At 45.6% G+C, this 12,882-nt stretch carries 10 protein-coding genes and 3 pseudogenes; 8 read left to right on the top strand and 5 right to left on the bottom strand.

The window, feature by feature from the left end:
- Positions 1-49: 49 nt before the first annotated feature.
- Both FTT75_RS08170 and FTT75_RS08165 read right to left on the bottom strand, forming a co-directional pair.
- The gene (locus FTT75_RS08170; RefSeq protein ID WP_180076419.1) at positions 50-526 is read right to left on the bottom strand and encodes a hypothetical protein; all 477 of its coding nucleotides are present in this window, start codon (positions 524-526) and stop codon (positions 50-52) included.
- A gap of 102 nt (positions 527-628) precedes the next feature.
- Positions 629-1,021, bottom strand: a pseudogene (locus FTT75_RS08165) (inner membrane protein YpjD); the annotation flags it as partial.
- On the opposite strand from FTT75_RS08165, the pseudogene FTT75_RS08160 reads away from it, so the two are divergent.
- Positions 1,010-1,276, top strand: a pseudogene (locus tag FTT75_RS08160) (class I SAM-dependent methyltransferase); the annotation flags it as partial. The pseudogenes FTT75_RS08165 and FTT75_RS08160 overlap by 12 nt on opposite strands.
- Positions 1,277-1,336: 60 nt before the next feature.
- Here FTT75_RS08160 and FTT75_RS08155 read toward each other — a convergent pair.
- On the bottom strand, positions 1,337-2,146 hold the full coding sequence (locus tag FTT75_RS08155) for an inner membrane protein YpjD (RefSeq protein ID WP_180186224.1): 810 nt from the start codon (positions 2,144-2,146) through the stop codon (positions 1,337-1,339).
- A gap of 138 nt (positions 2,147-2,284) precedes the next feature.
- Here FTT75_RS08155 and ffh point away from each other — a divergent pair, with 138 nt between their 5' ends.
- The 3 genes and pseudogenes from ffh (at position 2,285) to FTT75_RS08140 (ending at position 5,156) form a co-directional block, all read left to right on the top strand.
- Positions 2,285-3,691, top strand: a complete 1,407-nt coding sequence (gene ffh, locus FTT75_RS08150) for a signal recognition particle protein (RefSeq protein ID WP_005095929.1) — start codon at positions 2,285-2,287, stop codon at positions 3,689-3,691.
- Positions 3,692-3,841: 150 nt separating this feature from the next.
- Positions 3,842-4,414, top strand: a complete 573-nt coding sequence (locus FTT75_RS08145) for an alpha/beta hydrolase (protein ID WP_005095930.1) — start codon at positions 3,842-3,844, stop codon at positions 4,412-4,414.
- Between the two features lie 137 nt (positions 4,415-4,551).
- A pseudogene (locus tag FTT75_RS08140) lies at positions 4,552-5,156 on the top strand (RBBP9/YdeN family alpha/beta hydrolase).
- Here the strand turns inward: FTT75_RS08140 and FTT75_RS08135 are convergent.
- On the bottom strand, positions 5,107-5,850 hold the full coding sequence (locus FTT75_RS08135) for a type III pantothenate kinase (protein WP_180186223.1): 744 nt from the start codon (positions 5,848-5,850) through the stop codon (positions 5,107-5,109). The pseudogene FTT75_RS08140 and the gene FTT75_RS08135 sit on opposite strands and share 50 nt — an antisense overlap.
- A gap of 13 nt (positions 5,851-5,863) precedes the next feature.
- The gene (locus tag FTT75_RS08130) at positions 5,864-6,619 is read right to left on the bottom strand and encodes a biotin--[acetyl-CoA-carboxylase] ligase (RefSeq protein WP_180186222.1); all 756 of its coding nucleotides are present in this window, start codon (positions 6,617-6,619) and stop codon (positions 5,864-5,866) included.
- Positions 6,620-6,646: 27 nt separating this feature from the next.
- Between FTT75_RS08130 and FTT75_RS08125 the strand changes: the two genes are divergently transcribed.
- The 4 genes from FTT75_RS08125 (at position 6,647) to FTT75_RS08110 (ending at position 12,804) form a co-directional block, all read left to right on the top strand.
- A complete protein-coding gene (locus FTT75_RS08125; protein ID WP_180186221.1) occupies positions 6,647-7,450 on the top strand; it encodes a sulfite exporter TauE/SafE family protein in 804 nt (267 codons plus the stop codon).
- Positions 7,451-7,650: 200 nt separating this feature from the next.
- On the top strand, positions 7,651-8,346 hold the full coding sequence (locus tag FTT75_RS08120; protein WP_074384116.1) for a GntR family transcriptional regulator: 696 nt from the start codon (positions 7,651-7,653) through the stop codon (positions 8,344-8,346).
- A gap of 11 nt (positions 8,347-8,357) precedes the next feature.
- Complete coding sequence (gene smc / locus FTT75_RS08115) at positions 8,358-11,810, top strand: chromosome segregation protein SMC (RefSeq protein WP_180076420.1); 3,453 nt, start codon at positions 8,358-8,360, stop codon at positions 11,808-11,810.
- 1 nt (position 11,811) lies between these two features.
- Positions 11,812-12,804: a cell division protein ZipA C-terminal FtsZ-binding domain-containing protein gene (locus FTT75_RS08110; RefSeq protein WP_180186220.1), complete on the top strand. Its 993-nt coding sequence runs from the start codon at positions 11,812-11,814 to the stop codon at positions 12,802-12,804.
- Positions 12,805-12,882: the final 78 nt, after the last annotated feature.

Here is a 12,882-nt window from a genome sequence, read left to right as displayed (position 1 = left end):
ACTTGGCTGATGATTGTATCAGCCAAGTTTTTTATTTCATTTATAAAAATTATAAACGGCGACATTGACCTTCTTTGTCACCATTGACCCGGTTATTGCCACCGATCGGTTGAATCAGATTGGATTCGCATTGCAGATTACCGTCCACCACATTGTCATTTACAGTAATTTTTTGGGTATTCTTTTTCAGCTGGATATCACCCTCTACCTGATTGGCAGTGAGCTGAATCGTCTGACCGCCTTCTAGCTGGATATTGCCGTCAATCCGGTTATGTTGTGCCAGAACCGAGCTAAAACGTCCTTTCGATTCCAGATTGCCATCAATCGCAGTATTTGAAATTACTGCTTGAGCACCCTGATACAGCATGACATTGCCTTTAATGGTGGCATTATCAATCTGACAGTTTTGGCTGATACTGACATTATCATCAATCGTGCGATCTTTAATGCTACCGTGACAGTGATAATCTGCGAAACTTGCGCTTGATAAACAAAGTAGTGCTAAACTTGAAAGTAATTTTATCATCATGATCCTTGGTGTATTTTTAATGCACTTTAACCATAATTTTTGAATATGACATTTTGATGACGGCACTCAAACGTAGTGTGGGCTTTAGGTTAGCGTATGTCAACGTACCAAAATCATTTCCAGCACGAATTTAGAACCAATAAAACCCAGTGCCAGCAGACCAAAACCTAAAAGTGTAAAGCGCACGGCTTTCTGGCCACGCCAGCCAAACTTCCAGTGTCCGATTAATAGTGAACCATAAACCAGCCAGGAAATAATACTGAACGCAGTTTTATGTGCCAGATGTTGGGCGAAGAAATTATCGATGGTGAAAAAGCCAAAGCTCAAAGCGAGGGTAAGTAAAACAAAACCGGTCATCAGCATATCAAACAGGAGTGATTCCATGTCTTGATAAGAAGGCAACAAACTGACCCAAACCCGGCGTTTTTGCTTCTTTTTCAGCTCGCGATCCTGAAGTCGCAAGATCACGGCCTGAATGGTCGCCATGTAGATGAAGGATATAAAAATCTACCATTTCCCTTTCAGGAAATTGCGATTCAGCCACCGGTATTACAGGTTGAATGGAACTTTTATCAGTTAATTGGTTATATGAGTACCTGGTCAGCCGTGAAAGCTGCCACTAAAGCACTTGGACATAATCCATTGGATGTACTGGCAGATGCTTTATTGCCAGAATGGGAAGATCCAGAATTGCCTAGAGTCATTCGCTGGCCATTATCAGTGCGTGCGGGGCGTATAATCCTTTAAAGAATACTCAAGCTAAAGCCTTTTCATTGAACAATGAATTGAATATTTCAAGGCTCAGAATTATCGCCCCAAGATCATTTCCAGCACGAATTTAGAACCAATAAAACCCAGTGCCAGCAAACCAAAACCGAGTAGGGTAAAGCGCACGGCTTTCTGGCCACGCCAGCCAAACTTCCAGTGCCCGATTAACAGTGAACCGTAAACCAGCCAGGAAATAATACTAAAGGCTGTTTTATGTGCCAGATGCTGGGCAAAGAAATTATCAATGGTAAAAAAGCCAAAGCCTAAAGCAAGCGTCAATAAGACGAAACCGGTCATCAGCATATCGAACAGCAGTGATTCCATGTCCTGATAAGACGGTAACAGGCTGACCCAAACCCGACGTTTTTGCTTTTTCTTGAGTTCACGATCCTGCAAACGCAAAATCACAGCCTGAATGGTGGCCATCAGCAATACGGCATAGGCAGACAAAGACAAAATAATATGAATGTCCAGGCCCAGAGAATTTTGGCTAATGATTTTAGCCGGCTGGGTAAAGACAAAGCCGAGAATTAGACCCGTGGCAGCCACCGGAATACCAATCAGATTCAAGGCGATAATTGGACGATAAGTACTGTAAATAATGCTGAGTAACAGCATTAGACCAGAGGTAAAGGAAAACAGGGAAAAGACATCATAATTGATGCCAAGCGGGGTGTGCATATCGCCATATAAAACCAGCGCATGTAAGCCCAGTCCAAGCAGGGCAGTTAGCGAAACAAACCATTGATTAGGAGCACGTTTAGACATTAAATGAATGAACAGATACCAGAAGGAAGCGGTATAAGCGACTAATGCTAAGATCGTATAAACCAAGGGGAGGCTAACCATGTCAAACCTTTTTAAGGGTGATGAATATTCATTTATATAAATTCGCTGCGAACTACAGTATCCTATAGCATTCTATGCATAAATTTTCTATTTTAAGAAACAATTTTTTGCTCATGGCTATTTTAAGCGGATTTTGCAATGTTTGATACCTTAACAGAACGACTCACGCAGAGTTTAAGAAATGTTACTGGCTCAGGGCAGCTAACCGAAGACAATATTAAAGATACGTTACGTGAAGTGCGTATGGCGCTTCTTGAGGCCGATGTTGCGTTACCTGTAACTCGTGAATTCATCGCGAAAGTTAAGGAAGAAGCATTGGGCCAGGAAGTGATGACTCAGTTATCTCCTGGGCAGGCTTTTGTCAAAATCGTTCATGACGAATTGACCAAAATGATGGGCGCGGCCAATGAAAGCCTTGACCTTGCCGCAAAACCACCGGTCGTTGTCCTGCTGGCAGGTCTGCAAGGTGCAGGTAAAACCACCACTGCAGCAAAATTGGCACGCTTTTTACAAGAACGTCAAAAGAAAAAAGTGGCAATGGTTTCTGCCGACGTCTATCGTCCCGCAGCGATCAAGCAACTACAAACGGTTGCAGGCGAAGTCGGTGCGATTTTCCTGGAATCTAGCGCAGACGAAAAACCGATTACGATTGTAAATCGTGCGATTGAACAGGCAAAAATCCAGTTTGCCGATGTGTTAATTGTCGATACTGCCGGTCGTTTACATGTCGATAATGACATGATGGACGAAATTAAAGAGCTGCATGCGGCGATTAACCCGACTGAAACCCTGTTCGTGGTCGATGCCATGACCGGTCAGGATGCGGCGAATACGGCCAAAGCCTTTAATGATGCCTTGCCTTTAACCGGTGTGATCCTGACCAAAACCGATGGTGATGCACGCGGTGGTGCAGCATTGTCTGTACGTGCCATTACCGGTAAGCCAATCAAATTCTTGGGTATGGGCGAAAAGCTTGATGCCTTGGAGCCATTCCATCCTGAACGTATCGCGCAGCGTATTTTGGGTATGGGTGACGTCCTTTCTTTGGTCGAAGAACTTGAGCGTAAGGTCGACAAAGAAAAAGCCGAAAAAATGGCGAAAAAACTGCAAAAAGGCGGCAGCTTCAACTTTGAAGATATGCTGATGCAGTTTGAGCAGATGAACAAGATGGGCGGCATGATGGGCTTCCTGGACAAACTTCCTGGCATGAGCAATGCCGGTCTGCAAGATGCGTTGGCCCAGGCCAATCCTGAAAAGCAGGTCAAGAAAATGGAAGCGATTATCCAGTCGATGACCATCAAAGAGCGCCGTAATCCAGACTTGATGAACCCAAGCCGTAAAAAACGTATCGCAGCAGGTTGTGGTATGGAAGTGGCGGAAGTCAACAAGTTGATTAAACAACATGCGCAAATGGCCAAGATGATGAAGAAATTTGCCAATCCGTCAGGTATGGCAAAAATGATGAAATCACTCGGTGGTTTGCAGAAACAGTTTGGCGGCGGCGGTGGCATGGGTCCACTGTTCGGCGGCAATGACAAGAAATAAGATTCTGATTTAAAAAAGGCGCGAAATGCGCCTTTTTTATTATGTATCAATCAGAAAACCGGTTTAAACAAAACAACATTTACTTACCCAAAATAAAAATCCAATCAGGCAGACTCAGGAACATCAGCACAAAACAAAGAGAAATTTAAAATGGCTCAAGTGATCATCGTCCATGGTTATACTGCAAGCCCTGAAGAAAACTGGTTTCCATGGATTCAGGAAAAAGCCCAACAGGAAAATGTCAGCTTAAAAGTACTGCGACTTGACCCATCGACCACACCCAAGCTGGAGGTGTGGGACCAGCAAATGCGTGAGCAGATTGAGGGGATTGATGAAGACAGTATTTTTATCGGGCATAGCCTGGGAACTGTGGCTGTATTGCATTACTTATCCAGAGAATTAAAACAGCAAAAGATTCAGCAATTGGTATTGATCGCAGGATTTAATGGCCGCTTGGGTCGTTTAGATGAAGTCAATCCGTTTATTGATGCCGCTGAGATCGATTTTGATCTGCTTAAACAGCAGGTGGCAGAACGTGTGGTGATTTATTCTGAAGGCGATGATCGGGTGGAGCCTGAATTTAGCCTGGAACAGGCAGACAGTCTGGATGCGATTGTGGTGAGTGCCAAGCATCAGGGACATTTTATCGATTCAGAAGGCTGTACCGATCTGCCAGAACTCTGGAAAGTGATTGAGCCTTATCTGATTAAAGCTGAATCTTAAGCAGGTTGTTGGATTCGTTCAATTTGTAAATTGAGTCTGAGATGGGATGCAAAAAGTTACTTGAATTTCATCTTCAGACTGTTTAATAGTAGTTTTTGTCAAAGCACTTTGTGCTCAATTATAATAAGTAAAACACGATGAAAAATATAATCAACAAAGTCTATATCGTGCCTGATTATCAGGCCACCTCAAATGACCATTGGTATCCGTGGCTGAGTCGCCAACTCAAAAATGTCGGTGTTGATTCAAAACGGATTATGCTGGCCAATCCTTTTCAGCCTGATCTAGAAGAATGGCAGCAGAATCTGAAACTGCATATTCCACATCTGGATGAGCATACGTTTTTAGTTGCCCATGGCCTGAGTGGACTCAGTGTTTTAAGTTTTTTACAGCAACATTATCTCCAGCAGCACCGCAAGACCGGCGGGGTCATTCTGGTTTCAGCTTTCGATACACCGCTGGTGGCCTGGTCGGAACTGAATAAAATGCTGCAGGCGACACGACTGGATCTGAACAACCTGCCGTATAGCTATAAACGCGCGGTCATGCTGATCTCCAGTAAGATCCTTTTGTACCTGCACCGGTTTCCTTGCGCTTGGCCCACAGCTTAAATGCTCAAATTTTTGAGATTAAAAAAGCCGGACATTTTAACAAATGTGATGGATTTACCGAATTTCCTCAATTGCTCGAAATCATGAAACTGTGTCTGGCAAATGAGCCGCAAAATGCTGCAAACCTTTAAGCAGAAGATCAGGTTCAATCCTCGGCTGATACGGCTCAAGATGCTGGGCAAACACTGGAGCATCTCCACCGGTTAGTACCAGCTGTGCCGGAAAATCATGCAGCACTTTTTCAATGGTGCTGAGCAGACCGAGCAGAATGCCATGATGTACTGCATCGATGGTATTGCGTCCGGGATTGAGCTCAGAAAATGCGGCATCCGGAATTTTAATGCCTTTGGTATTCTGAATTAGTGCATCACGTTGCAAATATAAATTTGGCAGAATAAAACCGCCTAAATGTTGTTGTCCTTGAATCAGGTCAATGGTCAGCGCTGTACCACAACTAATCACACAATAATTCTCATGAGGCTGGGTCGCGACAGCAAGTACCTGTAGCCAGCGGTCAATCCCCAGTTGTGCGGGTTCATCATAGCCACAAATCAGGCCAGCATATTGGGCCTGCACCTGAGCAAAAATCACTGGAATATGCAGACTATCTAGTATACTAAGAATGCGCTCATTATTGGTTTTGTCCTGAACCGAAGACAATCCGACCTGATCCAGATCCAGCGTTTTAAAGTGCTGGATCAGGCCAAGTAACAAATCGGCAGGGGATTGTAAATGTAATTCCGCTGCATGTTCAATGATCTGATCTTGTTCGGTAATCCAGTATTTGAGTCGGGTATTGCCAATATCTAGCCATAGTTTCTTCATGGATTATGCCTGTTCAAGGATTATTTTTGAGCCGTAATTGACCTTGGTAAAAGATGTGGACACCTGTTTCAGTTGCGATTTTAACGGCGCCATCATCCTGAATACCCAGAAATTTTCCTGAATATTGCCCTTGCAGATCGGTAAATTCAACCCTCTCTTTGATAAAAGCGGCATGTCGATTGAAACGACCAGACAGATTCTGGCTGCCATAACTAAACCATTGTCCGGCTTGCTGAATCGCCAGATACAGTTCTGCAATCAGCTGAATGCGTGAACCCGGATGCAGGCCCAACTCATTCAATGAGGTCACTTGCTGCTCGGGAACCTCAGCAGACATTGGACTGAGGTTGATCCCGACCCCGACCACCACTTGCGTAGGTGAAATCGGTTCTACCAGAATGCCGCCCCATTTGCCTTTGACGCTATACAGGTCATTCGGCCATTTTACTTGCAAGTCCAGCCCTTGTAGACTGGGCATTTGCAGGATATTTAACGCAATTTCCAGAGCCAAACGGCCATCGATGGGTTTTTGTGTATGCAGCAATGTGCTTAAATAGATATTCCCCTCAGGTGAAATCCACTGGCGTTGGCGCTGTCCACGGCCTTGGGTCTGTACATGGCTACAGACCAGAACTTGCTGTATCCCTTTTGTTGCCAATTCCCGTACATCGTCATTGGTCGATGTGGTAATCGGCTTGATAAGCAATACTTCCGGAAGCTGGCCTGCATCGATTAATCGTTGTTGCAGTTCACGAGTTTCTACATCCATTTGAATCTAAACGTGGTAAATGTCGTTATGGAGTTAATCATATATTTATTGATTGGTGCAATTGCCGGATTCACCGCAGGCCTGTTCGGGGTGGGCGGTGGTTTGATCATTGTACCGATCCTGTACATTGTTTTTACTCAACTCCAGTACGATCCGGGTGTGCTGATGCATATGGCAGTAGGTACCTCGCTGGCCACAATTATTGTCACCTCGATCAGCTCGGTGACTGCACACCATAAAAGAGGCGCCGTGTTGTGGCCGGTATTTCGTAATCTGGCACCCGGCCTGATTATCGGTTCCTTTCTGGGCGCAGGGATTGCTGACTATTTGTCGGGTCAGGGTTTGCAGTTGCTGATTGGTTTTTTTGCAGTCTGGGTCGCATTTAGAATGTTTAAAGGTGCCAATGTCCAGGTTGATCCAAACAAAAAGCTGCCATCAACCCCGCTACAGCTTGCGGCGGGTGGCGGTATTGGTGTGGCATCCGCGATCTTTGGCATTGGCGGCGGTAGTCTGACCGTACCTTTCCTGAATCGCTGCGGTATTGTGATGCAAAAAGCAGTCGCGACCTCTGCGGCTTGTGGCTTGCCGATTGCCGTGGCAGGCGCACTTGGTTTTATCTGGTTTGGTCAGAAGGCGCAGGTCGAGGTGCCAAATACGATTGGTTATATCCATATTTATGCCTTTATTGGCATCAGCATGATGAGCTTTTTTACTGCCAAACTCGGTGCAAAAGTAGCACATCTGCTTTCACCGGCAATGCTGAAAAAATGTTTTGCCGCACTGTTGACCACCGTCGGTCTGTACTTTATCTATCAGGGTTTTATGGCCTGATTTAATATTTTTCGGCTGAGCTGATGGATTGCATAAGGAGAATAGGTGACTATTCTCCTTTTTTCTCAGCTTGAGTTGGCTGTACAGACACAAGATTGTCTGACAATGTCAAAGTATTCCTTGCTAAAAATCTGTCTAATAGTGCAATAGTCCGAGTGAAGGGCTAAACCAGTATCCATAAAAATAAAGACAGGAATGGTATGGCATTAGAAGAAGCGCACAGTTTGTCTGAGCAGATTGCCAAGCATATCAGTGAACAGATTATTCGCGGTGAGCTGGTCGAAGGCGAACGCATACAGGAACTCAGGATTGCTGCCGAGCTGGACGTCAGTCGCGGCTCGGTCCGTGAAGCACTGCTGTTGCTGGAACGTACCCAACTGATTGAAATCTATCCGCGTCGTGGTGCCATTGTCTCGGAAATGTCGGCCTTGCAGGTTCGTGCCTTATTTGACATCACTTCATTATTACTCGGACAGATGGTGCACCGGATGGCGGAAACCTGGCGAAGTCATGAAGCCGAGCGCATTCAGCTATTATTAGAACAATTAGATGCAGAAACTCGCCAAGGACATACAGAAAAGTTTTATGATCTGATCTTTCAGGGCATGGCCCAGCAGCATGAGATGGTCGGAAATCCCTATCTGATGCGCTACTATCAGGAACTGTTACCTTGCTTGCGGCGCAGCTATTTTCTGACCCTGAATATTTCCAGACGTGAGTTACAGGAATCTTTCGACCTGTTTAAACTGGTCACTGAAGCAATTTTGATACGAAAAACCCATCAGGCCGCTTTATTTATGGAAGATTTTTGTCGACACTTGCGCAACCTTGTGTTGGAATCTCTGACACGGATGAAACAAATTGAACTCGCGTGGGCCAGACGCTCACGACGTTAAATCAGGACACTATGCGTTTAAGCAGTTTAAAACTTTCAGGCTTTAAATCTTTTGCCGACAGTACCACTTTACATTTTAAAGATAATCGTACTGCGGTGGTGGGACCGAACGGGTGTGGTAAATCCAACGTCATTGATGCCATACGCTGGGTCATGGGTGAGTCCAGTGCGCGCCAGCTACGTGGTGGCAGCATGCAGGACGTGATTTTTACCGGAACTGCCAAGCGTAAACCGGTGGGCATGGCCAGTGTGGAACTGCGCTTTGACAATACCTATGGCAAGCTGGGCGGTGCTTATAATGCCTATAATGAACTGGCAGTACGCCGCCAGGTCAACCGCGATGGCAAGTCTGAATATTTCCTGAATGGCAGCAAATGCCGGCGTCGTGATATTACCGATATTTTCCTGGGGACTGGGCTTGGGCCACGCTCCTATGCGATTATTGAGCAGGGTATGATCAACCGTCTGGTGGATGCCAAGCCGGACGAAATGCGGGTCTATATTGAAGAAGCTGCCGGCGTTTCACGTTATCAGGCACGGCGCCGTGAAACCATGCTGCATCTGGATCACACCACGCAAAACCTGTCGCGTCTGGAAGATATTGCCTCTGAGCTGAAATCTCAGCTAAAAACTCTGAAACGTCAGGCTGAAAGCGCGATTCAATATAAGCAACTGGAAACACAGATCCGCAGCATCAAGATTGAAATCCTGTCTTTTCAATGTGAACAAAGCCAGCGCTTGCAAGAAGAATATACCGTGGAGATGAATACTCTCGGAGATAATTTTAAGCTGGTGCGTTCCGAGCTGACTACGGTTGAACATGATTTAGGTCGTACCAGTGAACTGTTTCAGCGTCTGATTCAGCAATCGACACCTTTGCAAAGTGAATGGCAACAGGCCGAGAAAAAACTGGCCGAACTGGAAATGACCTTGCAGCAAAAACAGTCTTTGCTCGAGCAAAATTCCACCAGTCTGGTCAAGCTGGAACAGCAAAAAGCCCAGACCAAAGAGCGTTTGCAATTGATTGAACTGCAACTCGATACCTTGCAGCAGCAAGCTGAAGATCAGCAAACACAATTGCAGCAGCAAGATGGCCAGAATCAGGCGCAGAGCCAAAATCTGGCTGATCTCAAATCACAACATACAACAGTCGCGGCACAATTTGCCCAAATCAAAACTCAGGTCGAACAGCAGCAGCAGCGTAAATTACAAATGCTGGCTCAAAGTGAACAACTGGCCAAGAATATTGAGCGGATTGAACAGCAAAAACAGACCGTACAGCAACAGAGCATACAGATTCAGCATCAAGCGCAACAAGATGAGCTAGAGCAATATCAACAAGACAAGACTGAGATCGAACAGCAGCTATTCACATGTGAAGCGCAACGCACTGTATTGCAAGATCAATTGGCTCAAGTTCAGACCGAGCAGGCAGAACAGCAGCAGTGCTTGATGCAGTTAAAATCTGAAATTCAGGTGCTGCATTCAGAACAGAACAACCTCAGTCAATTGCTGACCAAAGCCAATCCACATGCCAAGGCCGATGCACTACAGCTAATGCATGTACTTAAGCTCAACGATGCAGGCAAAGACCATGCAAAGTTGATCGAAAAGTTTCTGGCAAAATGGCTGTCTGCCCAGATTCTGGCAGAGGGTGAAAACTTTCTTGAAGATCGGGCGCGTCAGTTAAAGCCATATACTGTGCAAGATGAAATTCAGATTGCCAATACGGTGTGTCTGGCCGACTGGATTGAATCTCCACAGTATTCACTGTGGCAGCAGGTTGCAGTTGTAGATTCATTAGCGCAAGCCTTGAAACTTCAAACTGGGCTTTTGCAAGGTCAGACCCTACTCAGTCTGGATGGCTATCAGGTTGGGCCTGATTGGGTGATTGCGCTGGATTATGATGAATCGAGCCAAGCCGCTCAGGGCGCATTGAGTCATCGTATCCGTCTGGAGGAAATCGAGCTTCAGTTATCAGCACTGAATACCCAACTTAGTCAGGCTGAAGAGCAACTGCCTGAACTGAATCTTCGGATGAAGGAGTTAAAAACCCAGATTCAAACGATCAGTGAGCAGTACAAGCACACACAAAAGCAACTGCAACAACTCGATGTCAATATTGCCAAAGTTCAAAGTAGTGCTCAGGCTTTCGCATTACATAAGCAGCAATTACAGCATCAGCTGCAACAACTCGATGAGCAGCTAGAAGAAGATGCCATGCAGAAAGACGATCTGGAAATTGATCTGCATGCTCTGAATATTAAGCTGGAACAAGCGCTACCAAATTATAAAACCCTGCAATTCCAGCTGGAAGCATTGAGCACTCAGTTAGATGACTCGCAGCAGCTTAGCCAGCAAGCGCAGCAGGAACTGGAACTGCTGCGCCGTCAAAGCGTACAGAGTCAGCAGCAGATTGAATTGCTGGAAAAAGATCAGGTATTTTTAATAGAACAGTATCAACAAATTAATCTACAAATCGAGCAGGCCAAGAAATTTGTCGATCCGGTACAGCTGGAATTGCCTGCTTTACAGAGCCAGTTTAATGAACAGGCGCAGATCACTGAAAAGCTGCAAAAAACCTGGACCGACTGGCAGATCGAATTAAATCAGGTGCAGAGCAAACAGCAGCAGCTGACTGAACAGCGTCACAGTTTCCAGCAGCAGGATGAAAAACTGCGTACAGCACTGGAAGCCAAACGTCTGGCCTGGCAGGCAGCCAAATCTGATTTGCAGCATTATTCAGAACAATTAAAAGAACTGAATCATGAAGTCATCAGCGGTTTAACTATTGATGTCAAAACCCATCAGGCGAAACTGGAAAAAGCTCAGGTGCAGTTCGATAAGCTCGGTGCAGTGAATCTGGCGGCTTCTGAAGAATATGAAGAAGTCTCGAAACGCTATGAGGAACTGAGCCACCAGATGCAGGATCTGGAAAATACTGTGGAACAGCTACAAGCTGCGATGAAAAGTATTGATCAGGAAACCCGCAAACTGTTTATGCACACTTTTGATCAAGTCAATGCCGAACTGCAAAACCTGTTCCCGAAAGTATTTGAAGGGGGCGAGGCGAGTTTAAGTCTTGAAGATGGATGGCAATCGGGTGTAAAACTGATGGCCCGACCACCGGGTAAACGTAATAGCTCCTTGGCATTACTCTCCGGTGGGGAGAAGGCTTTAACTGCATTGGCACTGGTATTCGCGATTTTTCGCTTAAATCCGGCACCTTTTTGTGTACTCGATGAAGTCGATGCACCACTAGATGATGCCAATGTGGGACGTTTTTGTAATTTAGTCAAAGAGCTTTCTGAACACGTGCAATTTATTTATATTACCCATAACAAACTTGCAATGATGATGGCGACTGATCTTTTAGGTGTAACCATGCCTGAACCGGGAACCTCAAAATTAGTGACAGTAAATTTGGAACAGGCAAAAGAATACGGCTTAGCTGCGGAGGTATAATATGGAAATCACCACCATTATCGGGATTGTGATAGCAATTGTCATCATGCTGTTCGGCATCAGAATGCTGTTCAAAAAACCTGTAGAGGCTGTACCGTCACTGGATGCCAACCTGCATATCGATCCGGATAGCCAGACCCCTGTCATTCCTCGGCATGTACGATCGCAACTGGCAAAGCAGAACGCAGATCCGGCACAGCGTGTAGAGCCAAGCCTGCGTGTAGAAGAACCGGCCCCTGAAAAGCCCTCAGCATTTCGCAAGCCTGAACCGAATCTGGCTGAGCCAGCAGTGCTTGAGACAGCTGCAGCGGTCGAGCCGAGTCCAGTGACCGAAGCTGAAGTCGTGGCAAGTTCTGCAAGCACAGAAGCAGCCGAAACATCAGTGGAGCAAAAGCCGGCCGAAGTAGAAGCGGAAAATAACCAGACGGAAGATAAAGATACAGCTACCGAATTTAGTCTGAACAGCAGTATTGAAAAAGCGGAAATTTCTGAATTTAATGATGAAAGCAGTATTCTGGATGCTCATCTGCATGAACAGAAAATAGTGGATGAAGAAAGTGCCTTATCCAATGCTGAAACGATTATTTCTCTGTATATCTATCCGCAAGGCCGGGTACTTTCAGGTGATAAAACCCTGAAAGTCTTGTTGAAATATGGTCTGCGTTATGGCGAACTGGCCTGTTTCCACCGTTATAGTGAAGATGATTCAAAACTGCTGTTTTCGGTACTGCAAATGACGGATACCGGCATGGAAGGTTTTGATCTGGAAACTCTCTCGACTCAGGAAGTCAAAGGTCTGGCCTTCTTCCTGGCTTTGCCGCATAGCGATGTACAAAATGCCTTTGATACCATGGACAGTATTTCACGTCTGATTGCCCGTGAAGTGGATGGTCTGGTCTACGATCAGAACCAGCAGGAATTTACACCACAATTACGTGAATTCTGGCGCCATCAGGCGATTGATTATCGCGCGGGTCAACCTACAGAAGTTTAAGCGGTTTTGTTTAATCTCCAAGTTGAATCTGTGGACTGCAATTTTTATAATAGCCAAAAGCTGAATATTCTACAGGGC

It is taken from the genome of Acinetobacter sp. YH01008, assembly GCF_013420435.1.
Taxonomy (GTDB): domain Bacteria; phylum Pseudomonadota; class Gammaproteobacteria; order Pseudomonadales; family Moraxellaceae; genus Acinetobacter; species Acinetobacter pseudolwoffii.
The sequence above is the reverse complement of the archived record's forward strand: the minus strand, read 5'-3'. Positions and strand labels throughout refer to the sequence as shown.